The sequence below is a fragment of the Desulfovibrio sp. SGI.230 genome, from assembly GCF_050313065.1.
Classification (GTDB): Bacteria; Desulfobacterota; Desulfovibrionia; order Desulfovibrionales; family Desulfovibrionaceae; genus Desulfovibrio.
The window spans coordinates 1-19377 of sequence record NZ_JBNPKS010000016.1; the positions used below are offsets into that span (position 1 = coordinate 1).

13 protein-coding genes are annotated in these 19377 nt (G+C 60.6%); 9 read left to right on the forward strand and 4 right to left on the reverse strand.

Translation table 11 applies throughout. From position 1 onward, the window contains the following. The coding region (locus ACQRAG_RS10595; RefSeq protein ID WP_427805320.1) for an APC family permease at positions 1-1264 on the forward strand (1264 nt) is incomplete at its 5' end. Positions 1265-1489: 225 nt separating this feature from the next. Then, the gene (locus ACQRAG_RS10600; RefSeq protein ID WP_427804178.1) at positions 1490-2227 is read left to right on the forward strand and encodes a sulfite exporter TauE/SafE family protein; all 738 of its coding nucleotides are present in this window, start codon (positions 1490-1492) and stop codon (positions 2225-2227) included. A gap of 44 nt (positions 2228-2271) precedes the next feature. On the opposite strand, the gene ACQRAG_RS10605 is transcribed toward ACQRAG_RS10600, so the two are convergent. The 4 genes from ACQRAG_RS10605 to hsdR form a co-directional block, all read right to left on the reverse strand. Continuing rightward, positions 2272-3165, reverse strand: a complete 894-nt coding sequence (locus tag ACQRAG_RS10605; protein WP_427804177.1) for a hypothetical protein — start codon at positions 3163-3165, stop codon at positions 2272-2274. Beyond that, positions 3165-4667, reverse strand: coding sequence for a restriction endonuclease subunit S (locus ACQRAG_RS10610; protein ID WP_427805321.1), 1503 nt, complete (start codon positions 4665-4667; stop codon positions 3165-3167). Before ACQRAG_RS10610 ends, ACQRAG_RS10605 begins: the two co-directional genes overlap by 1 nt. Before the next feature lie 119 nt (positions 4668-4786). Then, entirely contained in the window at positions 4787-6259 is a 1473-nt protein-coding gene (locus tag ACQRAG_RS10615; protein WP_427804175.1) for an N-6 DNA methylase, read from the reverse strand. Between the two features lie 68 nt (positions 6260-6327). Further along, positions 6328-8628 (reverse strand): EcoAI/FtnUII family type I restriction enzme subunit R, encoded by a 2301-nt coding sequence (gene hsdR / locus ACQRAG_RS10620; RefSeq protein ID WP_427804185.1) that lies wholly within the window; start codon positions 8626-8628, stop codon positions 6328-6330. Positions 8629-8846: 218 nt separating this feature from the next. Here hsdR and ACQRAG_RS10625 point away from each other — a divergent pair, with 218 nt between their 5' ends. From ACQRAG_RS10625 to ACQRAG_RS10655, 7 genes are all read left to right on the forward strand, one after another. Beyond that, positions 8847-10418 carry a GNAT family N-acetyltransferase gene (locus ACQRAG_RS10625; protein ID WP_427804174.1) on the forward strand — a complete coding sequence of 524 codons (1572 nt, stop codon included), beginning with the start codon at positions 8847-8849 and terminating at the stop codon, positions 10416-10418. 15 nt (positions 10419-10433) lie between these two features. After that, positions 10434-10625: a hypothetical protein gene (locus ACQRAG_RS10630; protein WP_427804173.1), complete on the forward strand. Its 192-nt coding sequence runs from the start codon at positions 10434-10436 to the stop codon at positions 10623-10625. A 77-nt stretch (positions 10626-10702) separates the two neighbouring features. After that, positions 10703-11707, forward strand: a complete 1005-nt coding sequence (locus ACQRAG_RS10635) for a hypothetical protein (RefSeq protein ID WP_303739745.1) — start codon at positions 10703-10705, stop codon at positions 11705-11707. Continuing rightward, positions 11704-12774, forward strand: coding sequence for a radical SAM/SPASM domain-containing protein (locus tag ACQRAG_RS10640; RefSeq protein WP_427804172.1), 1071 nt, complete (start codon positions 11704-11706; stop codon positions 12772-12774). Before ACQRAG_RS10635 ends, ACQRAG_RS10640 begins: the two co-directional genes overlap by 4 nt. 782 nt (positions 12775-13556) lie before the next feature. Further along, complete coding sequence (locus tag ACQRAG_RS10645) at positions 13557-16598, forward strand: hypothetical protein (RefSeq protein ID WP_427804171.1); 3042 nt, start codon at positions 13557-13559, stop codon at positions 16596-16598. Between the two features lie 813 nt (positions 16599-17411). After that, the gene (locus ACQRAG_RS10650) at positions 17412-17663 is read left to right on the forward strand and encodes a 4Fe-4S dicluster domain-containing protein (RefSeq protein WP_427804132.1); all 252 of its coding nucleotides are present in this window, start codon (positions 17412-17414) and stop codon (positions 17661-17663) included. Continuing rightward, positions 17663-19357: an FAD-binding protein gene (locus ACQRAG_RS10655; RefSeq protein ID WP_427804133.1), complete on the forward strand. Its 1695-nt coding sequence runs from the start codon at positions 17663-17665 to the stop codon at positions 19355-19357. Before ACQRAG_RS10650 ends, ACQRAG_RS10655 begins: the two co-directional genes overlap by 1 nt. Positions 19358-19377: the final 20 nt, after the last annotated feature.

Here is a 19377-nt window from a genome sequence, read left to right on the forward strand (position 1 = left end):
CAAATATGCCCCTGTTGCTGGCGGTGCTTTTGCTTATGCGTATATCGGTTTTGGCCCCCGCGCCGCTTTTATTTGCGGCTGGGCGCTGGTGATCGGCTATCTTGCCATTGTTGCTATCGACATCGCAGCCCTTTCGGTCATTTTCCGCTTCCTCTTCCCCGGTGTGTTTGAGTTCGGAGAGCTCTATTCCATCGCCGGATGGACCGTGTATTCCGGTGAAGTCATATTGATGACGGCCGGTACCCTCTTCTTCGGTTACATCAACTATCGCGGTATCGGCTTTGCCGGCGCCCTGCAGCTGATCCTGACCTTCATGCTGACCTTCGGCACCCTGGCCCTGTTCGGCGGCGTGCTGACCCTGGATACCGCCAGCGTGGCCAACCTGAGCCCCGCCTTCTCCGACAAGCGCAGCATGCTGGCCTGCGTGCTGCTGGTCTTCGCCATCTCTCCCTTCCTGTTCGCGGGCTTCGATACCGTGCTCCAGGCTGCTGAAGAATTCGCCTTCGATCCTTCCCGTGCCCGCAACATCATGGTCGTCGCCATCTTCTGCGGCGTGCTCCTGTACGCCATGGTGATGCTCTCCGTGGGCATGGCCGTGCCGTATCCTGAACTGCTGGCCAAGCTCGACGCCCAGCGCGCCACCGGCGGCGCCGCCTGGGGTACCGGTGAAGTGGCCACCATGGCCTTCGGCAAGTTCGGCTCCATCGTGCTGGCCGTGGCCGTGTTCGGCGCCGTGTGCACCGGTACCAACGGTTTCTTCATCGCCACCAGCCGCCTGCTGCTCAGCATGTCCCGCAGCGGCATCCTGCCCGCCTGGTTCGGTGAGATCCATCCCAAGTACCGCACCCCCTACAAGGCCATCCTGTTCACCATCATCGTCGTGCTGCTGACCCCCTTCGCCGGCCGCTCCGCCGTGGCCTGGACCGTGGACATGAGCTCCGTGGGTACCGGTATCGGCTACCTGTTCACCTGCCTGGCCGCCCGCCGCGTGATCATGGGCAGCGAAGGCGTGGACAAGAAGGGCCTCAAGCTGTTCTGCTGCGCCGTGGGTACCATCACCGCCGTCATGTGCATCCTGCTCCTGCTGGTGCCCGGTTCCCCCGCCCGCATCGGTACCGCCCCCTTCATCTGCCTGGCCGTGTGGGTCGTGCTGGGCTTCATCTTCTACTTCTCCAACAAGAAGCACTGGATCTCCCTGCCTGAAGAAAAGGTCCGTGAGAACGTGCTGGGCCGCAAGGACATCGCGGTCTTCTTCAAGAAGTAACCTCCGGCGGCTCCCCGCAAGGGGAGCCGGACACTGGCTGTCCGTTCGCCGGATCGCCTTTCATGGAAGCCGCCCTGCCCCCCGGGGCGGCTTTTTTTATCGGGCTCCCGGCCCCCTTGCCAAAACGGCATGGGGCCCCTATGCAGGAGCAGCAATCCAGATCATGCGGGACGCCGCGGCCCCGGGAAGACCGGCGGCGGGGCAGCGTCCACAGGAGGGAAGGTTATGCCCGAAGCTACGGACCTTTTTGTTTTCTTCGCCTGGATCCTGGGCGGTTTCGTCTCCGGCGTGAGCGGCATCGGCGGGGCCATGGTGGCCTTTCCCCTGCTGGCGCTGGTCATCCCCGTCCATCAGCTCATCGCGTTGACGTGCATCATCAACGTGGTCATGGACGGCTGTCTGGCCGGCATGCATTTTCGCCATTGCCGGCTTTCTTCCCTCTGGCCCATGCTGGCGGGGTCCGTGCCCGGGTCCTTCGCCGGGCTCTATATCCTGCAGATCTGTTCCGGCGCCGTCCTGCAGGGGGCCGTGGGCCTGCTGCTGCTTTACTATGTGTACTGGCAGATGACCTACCGCGCCGCACAGGGGCCTGTGTCCCACCCGCAGATGCTGGGTGCCGCGGCGGGCTTCGGGGCCGGGCTGCTGGGCACGGCCATCTCCTTCGACGGCCCGCCCATCGGCGCCTATGGCCTGTGCATGGGCTGGGAGCCGCGCGTCTTCCTGGGCACGCTGGGCGTCTTTTTCGTGATCCGCGGTTCCCTCACCGTGATCCTGCAGGCCACGGCCGGTTTCTATACCCCGGAAGTCCTGGGCTATGCCCTGTACGGGGCGCCCGGTGTCATCCTGGGCACGCTGCTGGCCTTCCCCGTGGCCAAGCGCATCCCGCAGGAGACCTTCCGCAAGGTGCTGCTCTGCGTCATCGCCGTGGCTGGTGTGGTCTGCCTGGTGCGGGCGCTGGGGTAGGCGCGCCTGCGCGGGCAAGGCAGGGCTGCCGCCCCGGCTGCTCACTACTGGAGAAAGTCTTCCAGCGTTTTGCCTTGCAGTCCGTGCCGCTCGATATATTCCTTGTAATCTTCGCCAAAGGCCTGCGGGGAAAAGAACAGGATGTGTTCCGGTTTGCAGGGAGGGTGGCTTTCATTCAGCAGGGAGTAGCGGGAAAAAAGATGCAATTCATTGATGATTTTGATTTTTTTATCATCTCGAATGGCATCGTAAAAAATGAGAGCATATTCACTGTTTGTTAGTAGGGTATTTAAAATTGATATATATTTGAATATATCTATTTTATTTTGTTTAAATACATCATGTGTATAAATAAAATGTATTATTTCATAATATTCAAGTAGAAATTTTTTTGCTTCTGTTTTTGCATGTGGAAATATATTGTTTATAAAAATCTTGCAATCTTTATTCCCTGGAATTCTAGAACCAAGTATAAGATGGTAAAATGATCTGCTATTACTTGCATTCGTAGTCGCTTTAAAATTTGCTAAAAGATGAAAGAAACTGTTTTCAAATCGCTGGAGCTGGGCGGTGCGGTTCTGGATCTCCAGTTCACGCTTCTGGCCTTCCAGTTCGATGCGCTGGGCGCGCAGTTCCTTGCGCTGCTCCTGCAATTCCGCACGCTGCAAGAGCACGGTCACGATGACGCCCGCAAAGGCATAGGCCGTGAACAGACTGCCGAAGCCGGTATAGGTCGCGCCGTTGTCATCCATGACTATGCAGGGCAGGAACATCCCTGTAATGAGCACCATCAGCAGGACAAAAAGGCGCATGGGATGCTGGAGCAGATGGGATAAGCGCAGCCTGTGCCACAGGCGGCGGGCACAGACTGCAAGATACCGCAGGACAAAGCGGACATCCGTATCCCTTCGGGGCCGTGAGGCGGCGGGGCGGCCCATCAGGCCTGCCCCCCGGCAGACAAGAGCCCGTCACACAAGGGCAGCAGCTCCTCCAGCCGGGCCACGATGCGTTGCTGTTCCGCCAGGGGCGGGAGGGGGATGGGAAAAAGAGAGATAAAATCTTTTCCAATACGCTGCTGACCAGCCGTACCTGTAAAAGACTTCATCCCTTGAGAGATGAACATTTCTGTTTTAAAAATATAGAGAAAATATTTATGAATTAGTAATTTTGTAAATATTTTTACGATATGAAGTTCTGTTGTTCCGGCTCCAAATCCATTTTTGAGATTACTCAGTATTGCAGATTTTCTATTTTGAAAGCACGGAGTTATTTTGGCAATGGCAATATCGTTTTCAGCAAAGTGGGTAAAACAGCTTTTTACAGTTTTCCAAATACGTATTTCAGAAGTATGAGAATTTCCATATCCGTCTTTGATAAGATTCATAGGAATGAAGGATACTTCTAAATCATCAGAAAGACTGTTTCGCGGATTAATAGTTACAATCTCCCCCAACCTCACCCACTGCCAGCTGTCGGGGATGGCAAAGGGCTTTTCCTCCTCGGTGATGGGGGGGAGAGGCTTTTGTTTTTTAATCTTGCCTTCCTTGATCAATTGCTCTTTTTCGGCGCGGATGCGTTGCAGCAGGACGTCGGCGGTTTCGTCGGCGGGATTCTGGGGCACAAGGCGGCCTTGGATAGCCTCCTGCAACAGGGATTTGCGCAACTGCTGCGGAAACGAGCTCTCCAGCGCGGTCAATCGTTCCTGCGCCGTACCGTAGGCCTCCACATCCGGGAGTAGCTCCTCCAGCCGGGCCACGATGCGTTGCTGTTCCGCTAGGGGCGGGAGGGGGATAAGAAAATTTTTTATTATTTCTAAATTTAATTCTTTTTGATTTGTAGATCCTGATGAATTTGATATAATAATATCTTGTATTGTTTTATTTTCAAATAAATATGTAACATATTTATTTGAAATATATTTATTTATAAGTCTAATTACTGTTACATGACTGTCAGCAACGCATTTATATAATTCGTTATTGAAGATGCACATTCTTCCAAGGGTTCCTGTTCCGGTTGAGTTTAATAATATATCTTCTTTTTTCAGAAATCTATCTTCTGAATATTTTGAAATTGTCTCTTCATTAACGTATTTTGCAAGTGAAATATCAAGTCTTCCCCATCGGACACATTTTTGTGATATTACAGATAAGGATGAAGATGAACTGTATTTGGGAGATTTACCTCGCTGCAAGTAAGTTGAAAGATTCCCCAACCTTACCCACTGCCAGCTGTCGGGGATGGCAAAAGGTTTTTCCTCCTCGGTGATGGGGGGGAGGGGCTTTTGCTTTTTGATCTTGCCTTCCTTGATCAATTGTTCTTTTTCGGCGCGGATGCGTTGCAGCAGAACGTCGGCGGGCTCGTCGCCGGGATCCTGGGGCACAAGTCGGCCCTGGATGGCGTGCTGGAGGAGGGCGTTTTTCAGTTGCTTGGCGTTCATGGGCTTTCCTTTGAAGAGAGCGGCAGGTGATGAGCGGTTTTTGGGGGGATGGGGGAGCGCGAGGGGGGAGGGAGACCTTTTTCCGCTGGGAAAAGGGCCCCTTTTTCCCTCGCTGCTCTCTAGCTCTCCTGCTGCTCCAGCGCGGCCAGGATGCGGGCCAGTTTGTCGTCCACCAGGGCGTTGAGACGTCGGCGTTCGCTCTGGTAACGGGCGATGAGCTCGGCGGGGGGCAGAATCTCCTCTTCCTCGTGGGGAAAGCCGCACAGATCGAGGTTAGCGTCATTGGCCAGGATGTCTTGTACCGCGTAGACGGCGGCGCGGGGCACGCCGTCTTCCTCAAGGGGTTTGCGGGCGTTCCACCAGGCTGTGACGGGCGCAAAGTGCTCCAGGCGCATGGGCTTGGTCTTGGAAAAGGCCTTGTAACCTTCGGGCAGGTCAATACGGTAAAACCAGGTCTCCTTGGTGGGACCGGTCTTGTCGAAGAACAGGATATTGGTGGCAATTGGAGTGTAGGGCGCAAAGACGCTCTTGGGCAAGCGGATGACGGTATGCAGATTGTATTCCGTCAGCAGCTTGTGCTTAAGGGCCAGCTTGGCGCCGTCCGTGACGAACAGGAAACCGTCCGGCAGGATGACGGCGGCGCGGCCCTTGTCTTTGAGACGGTGCATGATGAGGGCCATGAACAGATCAGCGGTCTCGCTGCTGCGCAATTCCAGGGGAAAGTTGGCCTTGATGCTTTCCAGCTCGCTGCCGCCGTAGGGGGGATTCATGAGGATGACGTCAAAAAGGTCGCCTTCCTGATAGTCCTGTACGGGGCGGGACAGGGAATTGCCGTGCATGATAACGGGATCGTCCAGGTCATGCAGCAGCATGTTGGTAACGCAAAGCAGGAAGGGCAGGGCTTTTTTCTCGCAACCGTAGAGGGCACAGTTGTACTGGCGGCGGTCTTCCACGGTTTTGATCTGGGGGGCCAGCTGGCTAAGGGCCGAAGTCAGGAAGCCCCCAGTGCCGCAGGCAAAGTCCGCGATGCGTTCGCCCAGTTTGGGGGCCAGCATGGCGGCCATGAAGTCCGTGACGGCGCGGGGGGTATAGAATTCGCCCGCGTTGCCCGCGCTTTGCAGGCTTTTGAGGATGGTCTCGTAAATCTCGCCAAAGGCGTGACGGCTGTTGAGGGAGCTTACGTCAATGGCGTCGATGACGTTGATGACCTGGCGCAGCAGCACGCCAACTTTCATGAAGTTGTTGTTATCTTCAAAGGCGGCGCGCACGATGCGCTGGCGGCGGCTGCTGGTCTCGTCCAGGGGCAGGTCGCGCAGGCCGGGAAAAAGCTCGTTGTTGACGAAGTTCAGCAGGGCGTCGCCGGTCAGGGACTTGCCGTCCTTTTTATCCACGGCCCAGCTGCGCCAGCGCAGTTTTTCGGGGATGATGGAGCGGTAGGCGCTGTCCATGAACTCCCATTCCTGCTCTTTGGCGTCATAGATCTTGAGAAAGAGCAGCCAGACGATCTGCTCGATGCGCTGGGCATCACCATTGATGCCTTCATCGTGTCGCATGATGTTTTGCAGATTTTTGACGAAGGTGGAAAGGGACATGCAGGGCTCCTTGGAAACGGGGAACGGTTAGGGGGCCGGGGCAGCGGCCGGAACGACGCAGGGCTGCCTCAGGCCACGGTGTAGAGCCGACTGCGCAGCTCGTGCAGGGCCTGAAGGAACTGGTCACGGCCGCCGAAACGCCGGGCCAGGTTTATGGGGCTGTCCATGGTGCTGAAAGGCTCCACCTGCAGGACGCGAAGGTCTTCCAGCTGGGTGATGCCGGAATCCTTGTACTTGTCCAGCAGGGCCTCGATGACGGCGCGGGCCTGGTCGGAGTATTTGTGCAGATAACCACCTTTGCGTACGTTGCGGACACGCTCCGCACGGGTCAGGGGCGGCTTGTCGAAGGCCACATGACAGATGAGGTCAAAGTCGTCAATAGCGGGATCTCCGGCCGCCTCGCGAAGCTCGGAGAGCAGCACGCCCTGGTTCTCCAGCTCTTCCACGATGGTGGCCTTGCGCTCTTCCGCGTCCCAGGCATGCAGAAAGGCATCCAGCGTGGCGTAGCGTTGCAGGATGTTACGGCGGGAATAGTCCGTGATGCTCCCGGTGATGAGCTTGCCGTCCTTGTCATAGTACTGCACGCGCTCGTTGAGGACGCGCACCTCCACACCGTTGACGCGGGGGATCACCTTCTTCTGATCGTCTCCCTTGCCCTTGCCGTCCGTGGATCCGGTGTCCGGCGTTGTCTTGCCGCCGGGCTGGCTGCCGTCATCATCCACGGGGATGGGGTCGCCGTCGAAGTCGGGATCGGAGAACAGGCGGCAGACATTACGGAAGTCCATGATGGTGAAGTACCATTTGTCACAGTCCGGGCGCAGGCGCGTGCCCCGGCCGATGATCTGCTTGAACTCGCTGATGGAGTTGATGACGTTGTCCAGCACGATCAGGCGGCAGGTCTTGCAGTCCACCCCGGTGGTCATAAGGCGCGACGTGGTGACAATGACGGGATACTTGCTCTTTACGCTGGTAAAGTTGTCCAGCTGCTTTTTGCCCACCGCGTTGTCGCCGGTGATGCGCATCACGTAGCGGGGATCCTGTTTGACGAACTCGCTGTTCTCGTTGACCAGAGCCTGGCGCATACGTTCGGCGTGGTCTATGCTGGCGCAAAAAACGATGGTCTTGGCAAAAGGATCGCGTTTTTTCAGGTACTGGCTGATGTGATGGGCCACGGTGGTCGTGCGCTCGTCGATGATGAGGTTACGGTCGAAGTCCGTGACCGTGTACTCGCGGTCCTCCACTTCGTTGCCGTAAACGTCCAGCTTGCCGGCTTCGGGCCGCCAGCCTGCAAGGTCCTTGTCCAGCTCCACGCGGACGACCGTGTACGGGGCCAGAAAACCGTCATCAATGCCCTGTTTGAGACTGTAGGTATAGATGGGCTCGCCGAAGTAGTCGCTATTGGAGATGTCTTCCGTTTCCTTGGGCGTGGCGGTCATGCCGATGTGCGTGGCGGTATGGAAATAGTCCAGGATCTTGCGCCAGCGGGAATTTTCACGCGCACTGCCCCGGTGGCATTCATCCACGATGATCAGGTCAAAAAAGGTGGGGGCGAAGGCGCGGAAGGGCTCTTCGTTCTCGTCCCCGGCCAGCTGCTGGTACAGCGACAGGTATATTTCGTACGAGCTGTCCAGCTTTTTGTGCTCGACCTTGTGCATCTTGTCGCCGAAGGGGGCAAAGTCCTGGCTCATGGTCTGGTCCACAAGGACGTTGCGGTCGGCAAGGAAGAGGATGCGCTTTTTGCGGCCGGACTTCCACAGACGGTGGATGATCTGGAAGGCCGTATAGGTCTTGCCCGTCCCGGTGGCCATGACCAGCAGGATGCGCTGCTGCCCGCGCGCCACGGCCTCCACCGTGCGGTTGATGGCGATGCGCTGGTAGTAGCGGGGCGTGTTGACGTTGTCCGCAAAGTAGTACGGCTGTTGGATGAGCTCTTCTTCTTCCGGCGTATAGGCGCGTGCCTGACGGAATCGCTGCCAGAGATCTTCCGGTGAGGGGAATTCCTCCATGCTCAGGGTGCGTTCTTTTCCTGTCAGCAGGTCATGCTCAAGAAAATTTTTGCCGTTGGACGTATAGGCAAAAGGCACGTCCAGGGTCTGGGCATAGTCCAGAGCCTGATCCATGCCGTCCCCTGTCATGGTATTGTATTTTTTGGCCTCCACTATGGCCAGCGGCTGATTGCTGCTCCAGAACAGCAGGTAGTCCGCTTTTTTACCCGTGGCCCGCTTGGCTTTTCCACCATGCACCTGGACGCGGCCATCTGTAAAATACAGTTCCATGCGGATCCGTTTCTTGTCCCAGCCCGCATTTTCAAGAGCAGGAGTGATATAGCGCAGTTTCGTCTCTTCCTCGCTCAGGGGAGCATTGTAGATATTCTGCATGGCGGCCTCGCAAAAAAATGAGTAGATAGACCACAGAATACCAGTAAATGTTTTTTTCTGAAAGACCGGACTTGCTCCGTACGATGGATTGTGACCGGAAAGCTCCACCGGTCGGAGAGGACTCCGCATTGCGGCCCGCCGTCAAAGCGGCTATCCTGCGAAAAGATGCGAAGAGCATCCTTTCCGCACTCCAGCAGTGAGGCCGCGTCATGAATCCCGTCACCGACATCCTTGCCCGTGCCGTGGTCCCCGAGCATTCCGCGCCCTTCATGCAGGCCGTTTCCGGGGGCCGGGTGCTGACGGTGGATAACTTCGTCTTTTACGCCGCCGAAGACTGGCTCATGGCCATCGCCTACCCCTTGCGGGATGGCGGCGAGTACAGCCACCAGCGTTTCGAGGCCGCCTTGGCCGGGGCCCTGCGCGAGACCGGGGCCACGGCCTGCTTTGCCGTGGGCCCCGACCTGCCGCCACGTCTGGCGGACAACGTGCTGGAGCGGGACGAGTTCTACACGCTTCCGGCCGATGCGCCCGTGCCGCCGCGTCTGCGTTCGCCCGTGCGCAAGGCCCGGGAACGCCTGCGCATCGACGAGACGCGCGAGTTCGGTCCGCAGCACCGCCGCCTGTGGGCCGAGTTCATGGGCCGGGCCGTGCTGCGGGCCAACGTGCGCGAGCTCTTTGCCCGCACGCCGCAGATGCTGGCCGCCGAAGGCGCCGATGTGCGCCTGCTCAACGCCTGGGACGGCGACCGGCTGGTGGCCTGTCTGGTGCTGGATTACAGCACGCCCGCCTTCGTCAGCTATATCGTGGGCGCCCGCTCGCGCAGCCATCCCGTGCCCCACGCCGGGGACGCGCTCTTTGCCGTCATGCTGGAAAAGGCCCGTGCGGCGGGCTGTGATTTCGTCCAGCTGGGCCTAGGCGTCAACGAGGGCATCACCCGCTTCAAGCGCAAGTGGGGCGGAGCGCCGCAGCTTTCCTACGTCATGGCCCAGTGGCAGGAGCGACCGCGTGCGGACGTGCATAAAGTGGTGCTGGACGAGCTCATGCAGGCCCTGGTGGAGCGCAGCGACGAGGGTCTTTCCAAGCGCCAGATACTGGACAGGCTGCCCGACCAGCGCCCCTTTGCCATGCTCTGGGAGCTGGAGAAGCAGGGCCGCCGCTCCTGGATCTGCGGCACGGCGCATTTCTTCTGCTATTCCTTTGCCGACTCGTTCCGCCGCCTGTTCTGCAAGGTGGATACCGTCATCTTTGAAGGCCCGCTGGATGCCGAGAGCCTGGCGCAGGTGGAGGCCTGCGGCAAATCCCCCGATCCCGGGGCCGTGCCGCTGGACGGCCTGATGACCGAGGCCGAGATCCGGCGGCTGGAGCGCGTGGTCTGCGGCGTGCGCGGGCCGGTGGCGCGTTTTCTGAACATGGAGTGGGAGGACGCGCCGGACGTGCGGGAACGCCTGCACACCACCCGGCACTGGTACGCCTTCTTCTCCCTCTGGACGGCCTTTCTGGAGCGGCAGGGCTGGCGCGATTCCGTGGATCTGGAGGCCTGGCATCTGGCCCGCGACATGGGCAAGACCGTGCTGGGCATGGAGACCATGGAAGAGCAGCTCCATTCGCTGGAAGTGGTGCCCGTGCCGCGCGTGCTGGATTTCTTCCGCCACTGCGGCCAGTGGCGCTCCTACATGAAGCGCAATATCTACCACTACTTGCGTGGCGAGCTGGAACCCATGATGGGCACCAGCACGGAATTTCCCACGCGCACGCAGCAGGTCATCGACTTCCGTGACTAGCGCTTCCGCGAGCGCATGCGGCCCTTCATCGAAAAGGGCGGGGTCGCGGTCTTCGTGGGCGCGGCCCACATGTTGCGCCTGCGCCGCATGCTCACCGAGGACGGCTTCACCGTGCGGCAGGTGCGGCCCACCTGGATCCACAGGATGCGCGCCCGCCTGCGCGGCGAGGACGATCTTTACCGCATCCCCGCTGACGGGGATCGCTGACAGCCGGGGGCGTCCCGCCGGTCCGTATCCCGTTGGGGACAGGCGTGGCCCGGGCGCTCCGCCACAAGGAGACCATCATGTTTTCACAGGGATTGCAGCATTTCACGGCCGAGGCCGTGGTCCCGGAACAGCTGCTGCACTATGTGACGGCCGTGGCCGGTTCCCGGCCGCTGGCCTGCGCCGGTTTTCCCGCCTATCTTCTGGAAGGGCATCTGGTGTTGGTGGCCTACGACGCGGCCATGCTGGAGACCTTTTCCGGAGGGCCGGATCTGGAAGCGGCCGCCGCCAGAGTGAAGGAGGCCACGGATGCCGCCGCCCGTCTGGAGGCCGTGAGCGTGCGCCAGAGCGCCGAGGCCGCCACGGCGGAGGGCGTGCAGCTGCGTGTGGATGCCGCTGTGGATGCGGCCCTTGCCCTGCCGGAGGTGCGCCAGATCACCGTCCTGGCCCCGGTGCGCCCCACGCGTGCCCCGCAGGATGCCGGCACGGGCACGCCGGATGCCTACTGGGATCTTGAGCTGCCGCTGCTGCGCGAGGACGGCTCCCTGCCGTGGCAGAAGCTGCGCAACATGGAGCGCCGCGCCCTGCGCGAGGTGGAGGTGGTGCGCGAGGCCTGGCAGCCGGATCACGCCGCGCTGGTGCAGGACTTTTTGCGCCGCAAGCCCTTCGAGCCCGGCACGGTGCACATCTTCAGCCATCTGGAAAGCTATGTGGGCTCCCATCCCGACGTGCAGCTCTGGGCCGCCCGCCACCGGGAGGACAACAGCCTTCAGGCCTTCGCCGTGGGCGATTACGCCTCCCTGACCACGGCTTTCTATATGTTCGCCTTCCGGCGGCAGGGGGCCGTGCCCGGCTGCGCCGACGCCCTGCTGGCCGGGCTGGTCAGCGAGGCCGAGGCCCGCGGGCATATGCGTTTCTGTCTGGGGCTGGGCATCGATCCCGGCATCCGTTTCTTCAAGCGCAAGTGGCATGCCCGTCCGGCGCTGCCTTGTCTGGAGACCGGCTGGAGCACCCGCGCCACCACCTCGGGCGGCGGCTGGTTTGCCCGCCTGCGCCGCCTGCTGGGCGGAGAGGAGGCCGCATGAGCACGCCCGATCCCCTGAGCCCCAAGGCCCTGCCCGGGCCGGGACTGCGCCAGTGGCTGCGCGAGGCCTTCACCGGGCGGCCCACGCCATTGCTCTGCATGCAGGTGGAGGTCTCGTCCGTTTGCGCCTGCCGCTGCACCTACTGCCCGCACACCACCAAAAAAGACGTTTGGCAGTCGCGCCTCATGAGCGCCGAGACCTTCGCCGCCCTCTGGCCGCTCATGCGCCAGTGCGGCCGCGTCCATCTGCAGGGCTGGGGCGAGCCCTTCCTGCATCCCCGCTTCATGGATTTCGTCAGCGTGGCCCGGCGGGCGGGCTGTGCCGTGTCCACCACCACCTGCGGCCAGCACATGGACGAGTCCCTGGCCGCCGCCATCGTGGACAGCGGCATGGACGTGGTGGCCTTTTCCCTGGCCGGTACCGACGAGGCCAGCAACGCCAGCCGCCAGGGCATCCCTTTCAGCCGGGTCTGCGAGGCCATCCGCTGCCTGCAGGAGGTGCGCCGCAAAAAGCAGGGCGTCCATCTGGAAGTGCATCTGGCCTATCTGCTCCTGCCTTCGCAGCTGGAAGCCGTGAAGCGTCTGCCCGAACTCATGGAAGAGCTGGACGTGCACTGTGCGGTGGTCAGCACCATGGATTACATCGCTTCGCCGGAGCTGGCCGTGGAGGCCTACAGCCCCGAAGAGGCGGACAAGGTGGCCGCAGCGGCCGCCGTGCTGGCGCCTGTGGCGGCCCGGGTGCGCCAGAGCGGCCGGGAGCTGTGGTACGCCCTGCCTGACCCCGAGGCCGTGGGCCGCGTGCGCAACGGCTGCCGGGAAAACGTGGACCGCACCATCTATGTGGACACGCAGGGCAATCTTTCGCCCTGTGTGTACGTCAACCTGCCTACCAGCGAGGAAGACCCCAAGCGGCGTATCTTCGCCCGCGCCGAATACGGCCGCCCCGCCGGGGAGCTGGCCGAGCTGTGGCGCACCAAGGGTTTCAGGGATTTCCGCGCCGCTCTGGCAGGCCCCTGGCCCGACCTGCCCTGTGCGGGCTGCTCCAAGCGTTTCGAGAAGATCTGGTAGGGCTGGTGGAAGTTTTGGGATGAGGGGGGAAGGGAAACCTTTTTGGAAAAAGGCTCCCCCCTCAAGCTCCCCCCATCCTTGCCAAAAACTTTTATTGGGGAGGATGACAGGGCAGGGGACATTGATGGCTTTTCGCTGGCTGGCGGTCCCCGCCGTTGTTCGTGCGGGAGAGGTTGCGGCACGGGAGACGGATGCAAGACCGGGAACAGGAGGATTTCCTGCTCCCGGTCTTTTTTTGCTGCGGGCTTCAGGCTGTTGTGCGCCACGGTGCGACATGAAAGGCCATCTGCTTTTGTGGACGTTTGCGATTTTTTGTCGATATCCGGGGCCCCTATCCGCAAGTCTTTGATGAAAAACGGATTCCCCTGATGCCGGACGGACGCTGGCTGCGTACCACATGCCTTGTGCTCCATTTGCCTGGGGCAGCGATACGTCATCGTCTCCGTCCGGTCAGCGACGGGGACCGTCCATACCGGTCAGAGCAAAAGTTTTTTCGGGCTGGGGAGAGCACGCGAGCGGAGGGGCGGTTTTACTCCGAAAGGCCCCTCTCCCTCGCGTTTTTTTGCTGTCTGGAAGGCAGAAAAGATATGTCCTGTCGGTAGATTTTGCCTATTTATCCTTGTCCATCAAGATTATTGCGCTCGCAACTATTTGTAATATTATGAAATATTAGAAAATAAAGTTGACAAAAATATATGATTTTATCTAAACAAAAACGAAATTCATTTTCTATAATACCATGGTGATAGGGAGCAGTGGGGCGGCTCAAAAAAGGAGGAAACATGAAAGAGACCCAAGGTGCACTGAGCATGCTGCTGCGCCGCTACCGTCTGATCCTGGGCAAATGCCGGTTGCGAAACGCACTGGCAGGGCTGCTGTTGGGGGCTGTCCTGCTGGTTCCCGCCGTTTCGCCGGCCGACAGCGGCGGCAAGGTCGGCCGCCCCGGATATCCTGAGGGCAGCCATTACACGGGCACCACGGATGGCGCTTCCGGTCCGTACACGGCGGACAAGGGGCATGTCGTCATCTCCAACCAGGCAGGGGATCTGGACGCCAAGTCGTTTTACGGTGGCCATGCTGACGGCAAGGGCGATGTGACGGACAACAAGGTCGAGATGCGGGGCGAGAGATCCCGGGCCGCCAATATCTACGGCGGCCTTACGGAAAACGGGCAGGCATCCGGCAACAGGGTGAGCGTGGAAAATGGCCGTATCGGCGGTGTCTGGGCCGGTGGCCGCATCTACGCAGGCTTCAGTGAGGCCGGTAACGCGCGTGACAATACGCTGGAGATCCGCAACGGTTACATCGAGGGCTCCCACACCGAGGTGTCTGCCGGGTATGCGGTAAAAGGCGACAGCACGGGCAACGGGCTCACCATCAGCGGCGGCAGCATCAGCCGCACGAGCGCTGACCATTTCGTCAGTGCCGGTTTCAGCCATGAAGGCAACGCGCGGGGCAATACCCTGACCGTCACCGGTGGCGAGCTGGGAACAGAAGCCTACGGCGGCTACGTCCGGACCGGGACCGGCGAGGCCTCGGACAACCGGGTGGAATTCTCCGGCAGTACCAGTGCCGTGACCAGATTGACCGCAGGCTGGAGCGGCGGAGCCGACGCCCGCGGGAACAGTCTCGTCATGAGCAGTGGTACCGTCAGGGAGTCCCTGACCGGCGGGGAGTCCCTGACCGGCCTCGCTTCCGGCAACAAGATAGAGATACACGGCGGCGAAGTGGGCAAACACGTCTATGCCGGTCACACCGATCGCGGCGGCGCTTCTGCCAACGAGCTGCTCATCGATGGCGGCACCATAGCCGGCAGTGCCTATGGCAGCTTTATCGCAGACAACAGCTCCCGGACAGCGGAGGGCAGCAAAATCAGCTTCGGCGGGACAGCCACTGCAGAGTTCCTGGTCGGTGGCTACAGTGCCCGGGGAGATGCCGTCGGCAATGAGGTGACGGTCAGCGGCGGCACGGTCCGCATGAATGTCATGGGCGGCGAGAGCCGCAGCGCGGCGGCCCGCAATAATACTGTCCGGGTCACGGGCGGAACCATCGGTACCGGGAGTGACGAGGGCTTCGTCCACGGCGGTTACAGCAACACGGGCAGTGCCGACAACAATACCGTCATCATCGAGGGCGGGAACCTGCGCAGCGTCATGGGCGGTTACGTGGAAAGCGGCGCCGGTTCGGTAAACGGCAATACCGTACTGTTCGGCGGCGGCAGCATCAGCGGCGCCGATGAAGGCCTGTACGGCGGTTACACGGACCAGGGCGATGCCAACGGCAACACGGTCCTCATCAGCGGCGGTACGCCCGGCAACGAGGTCTGCGGCGGTTTCGTCTGGACGGGCACGGGCAGTGCCACCGGCAATACCGTCATCCTCGAAGGGGCTCCCGACCTGGGCGGCACCCGCCTGTACGGCGGCGCCACGGGGAACGGCCACGGGGACATGCGCACCGGCAATACTCTGGAGATCCGGACTTCGGGCCTGAAGGCCGTCAACGTGGGCAACTTTGCCAATTACCGCTTCATCCTGCCGGAAAAGACCACTGCCGGCACGACCGTCCTGACCCTCACGGATGCCAAGGGCACGGACATCAGCAACAGTTCTGTGGGTGTTGCCGTGGCCGGGGGCAAGCCTCTGCTCCGCAAAGGGGACAGCGTCACCCTGCTGGCCAATGAGCATGGCCTGAAGGCCGAAGGCATGACCCAGCAGCGCCTTAGCGGACAGCAGGGGGTCTTCGTGGTCTATGACTTCGATCTGAAGACCACGGATACCTCGCTGATGGCCACCGTGACCGATAGCGTGCAGCCCCGCGGCCGGGAGGGCGGGCCGTCCGGCGATACGGGGGCCCGTCTGGCGCCGCAGGCCAAGGCACCGCTGGAAGGCGTGCTGGCCAACGTGGCCCTGGGCAACATCGGCGCCGACCTCGTGGCCGGGCAGGGCATCGACCAGGCCCGCTCTGCCGCCGTCGCCAGGGGAGAAGGCCCGGCCTGGGGCATCGCCCCCTTTGCCGCCGTCACCGGCACGCGTTCGCGCTATCAGACCGGCTCGCATGTCGATCTGAGTGGTGTTGCCTTCATGACCGGCTTTGCCAAGCGGGTGGAGACGTCCATGATGGACATCCTGGCGGGCGTCTTCTTCGAAGCGGGCTTTGCCCGTATGGACACGCACAACAGTTTCTCCAGCGGTCCTTCCGTGGACGGCGATGGCCGGAGCAGCTACTACGGCGGCGGTCTGCTGGCCCGTCTGGACCTGAAGGAAGACTTGCTCAAGGGCCTGTATCTGGAAGGTTCCTTCCGTTACGGCCGCCTCAACAGCCAGTGGCAGAGCGATGACCTGCATGATGCCGTCAATGGTCGTAAGGCCGAGTATGACCTTTCTACGCCGTACTACGGCCTGCACGCCGGACTGGGCTATGTGTGGGATCTGACCGAAAGTCTGACTCTGGATGTCTACGGCAAATACTTCTGGACCCATACCGAAGGCCAGTCCACCCATATCGTGGACGACCCCTGGTCGTTCGACGGCGTGGATTCGCAACGCCTGCGTCTGGGAGCGCGGCTGGGCCATGAATTCTGCCGGCAGGTGACCGGCTACGCTGGGGCGGCCTGGGAACACGAGTTCAACGGCAAGGCCCGCGCCACCACCTACGGCCTTGAGGCCCCCGCGCCCAGCCTGAAGGGCGACAGCGGTCTGCTGGAAGCCGGTCTGACCCTCACGCCCGTGGAAGGTTCCGGCCTGAGCCTGGACTTCGGCGTCCAGGGGCACACCGGCGTGCGGCAGGGCGTCAGCGGCACGGCCCTGGTACGTTATGAGTTCTAGGCCCGCGGACAAGATGTGAGTGAGGGGGGAAGGGAAACCTTTTGGGAAAAAGGCTCCCCCCTCAACCTCCCCCATCCTTTCCAAAAACTTTTATTGGAAAGGATGACGGGGCAGGGGACATTGTCGGCCTGCCGCTGGCTGCTGGTCCCCGCCGTTGTTCGTGCGGGAGAGGTTTGCGGCACGGGAAAGCGATGAAAGACCGGGAACAGGAGCACTTCCTGCTCCCGGCCTTTTTGTTGCGGGCCTTGGGCTGTTGAGCGCCACGGCGCGACACGGGAAATCTTCAACTTTGTGATGGCTTCGATTCCTAGCGGTAGCGGGGCCCTATCCGCAAGCCTTTGCGGGGAGCGCTTTGGGGGATGCCGGTGGCCAATGGTCTGCCTATCACACGACCCGTGCCCCATTTGCCCGGAGCAGCAAGATGTCAGCGGCCGTCCGGTCAGCGACGGGGACCGTCCATACCGGCCAGAGCAAAAGTTTTTTCGGGGTGGGGGAGAGCACGAGAGGGGGAGGGGCAGTTTTTACCAAAAAACGCCCCTCCCCCTCTCGTCATCCACGCTGCACAAGTACGAGTTTCTGGCAGGATATGCCCACCGGGGTAACGTTCCTTGGGGGCGTAAGAGATGGTGGATGCCCTTGGTGGACAGTGGTGTAAAACTTTGCGTTTCACAATATGGATATTGCGAAACGCTATATTATCGAGATAGTTAATTATATAATATATTGATTTTTAAACAAAATATTTTTGGCACAAAGATTGAAAAGGAAGGGCATACGATACATCGCCTTCAAGGCAGAACCAAGGAGTGTTTCATGCCCCCGATTCTTGACCCCGCAAAGTGTACCGGGTGTGGTACCTGTGCCGAAATATGCAATTCGGACATCTTCGTTTTTGACCGCCGGAATGATGCGATGCCGCAGGTCAAATACCCGGAAGAATGCTGGCACTGCGAGTCCTGTGTCTTGGATTGCCCTTCCGGTGCCATTAGTCTGCGGCTGCCGCTTTCCTATTCTCTGCTGTACACCGACGCATCCATTTTCCATAGCCGGAAGGAGGTCCGCTAATGATCCCTGTCAAAAATTGTATCGAAGCGGATGTCCTGGTGGTGGGTGGCGGCATCGGTGGCCTGATGGCGGCCATCTCGGCGGCCAGATCCGGCTGTAAGAACGTCGTGCTCATGGAGAAGATGCATTCCCGCCGCAGCGGCTCCGGGGCCACGGGCAACGACCATTTCAACTGCTACATCCCTGCCTATCACGGTGAGGATATCAGGCCGGTCTTCCGTGAGACCATGCAGAGCCTTGTCGGCAGCTGCAAGGATCCCAGTCTGATGTACAAGTTCCTCAAGAAAAGTTTCGAGTTGGTGCAGCTCTGGGATGAGTGGGGCGTCAATATGCGCCCCACCGGGGATTGGGAATGCAAGGGCCATGCCCTGCCCGGCAAGCCCCGGGCCTTTTTGAAATATGATGGCTCCGACCAGAAGAGAGTCCTCGTGCGTGAGGCCAAAAAGCTGGGCGTGCGTTTTTACAATCATCATCCTGTCGTGGAACTGGCCAGGATGGATGGTCGCATCGCCGGTGCCCTGGCTGTGGACATCAGCAAGGAACAGCCCGAGTTCCAGCCTGTGCGGGCCAAGACCGTGCTGCTGGCCACCGGCCTGACGCATCGCCTGTACCTGACGGCCCCCACGCCCGCGTATATGTTCAATACCGGCCATTGCCCCAACTGTGCCGGCGGGCAGGGGCTGGGATGGCGTGTGGGCGCGCGCATGGTCAACATGGAGTTCCCGTATACCCACGCCGGACCGAAATATTTCGCGCGCTGCGGCAAGGCGACCTGGATCGGCGTGTACCGCTATCAGGACGGTACGCCTGTGGGCCCATTCACCGACCATTCGGATACCGAATACGGCGACGTGACCAGTGATATCTGGAATTCCGTGTTCGAGGACGTCATGGCCACCGGTACCGGACCGGCCTACATGGACTGTTCCGATGCCTCCGACAAACAGATGGAGTACATGCGCTGGGCCATGAAGGGCGAGGGCCTGACATCCTTGCTCACCTATATGGCGGACAACGGTATCGATCCCCAGAAACATGCCGTGGAGTTCATGCGCTACGAACCTATCCTGCACGGCCGCGGTCTCGATGTTTCCGATGAGGGCGAAACCAGCGTGCCTGGCCTGTTCGCCGCCGGCGACATGGTCGGCAACGGTGGATGCGGCATAGCTCTGGCCGCCTATCTTGGCTGGGAAGGCGGCCATGCGGCCGCGCTCCAGGCGATCGGACAGGAGTTCCGCCCGGCGGAGACCTGTGAGAACATCACGGCCCGTATGGCCCTGCTTTCGTCTTTCATGGAACGTCCCGAGGGGGCAGACTGGAAGGATGCCAACATGGCCGTGCAGCAGATCATGAGCGATTACGCTCCGGCAGGCCCGCGCAAGGTTCGCTCTGCGCGCTTGCTGGAAGCGGGCCTCAACAATCTGCGCCTTCTGCGGCAAAAGGCCCTGGTCCAGATGGGGGCCACCTGCTCCCATACACTCATGCGCGCCGCCGAGGTGCTTGATCTTATGGACTGCGGCGAGGCGCTCCTGTGTGCCGCACTGGCCCGCAAGGAATCGCGCGGTAATCACATCCGGGCGGATTTTCCCTTCACGAACCCGTTGCTGGCAGACCAGTTCCTGACAGTGGGACTGGATGAAGACGGACAGGTACGGACGGCCTGGCGTCCCATCCGTCAGGCCATCATGGACTAGGCCGTCGTCTCTCAGGGCGG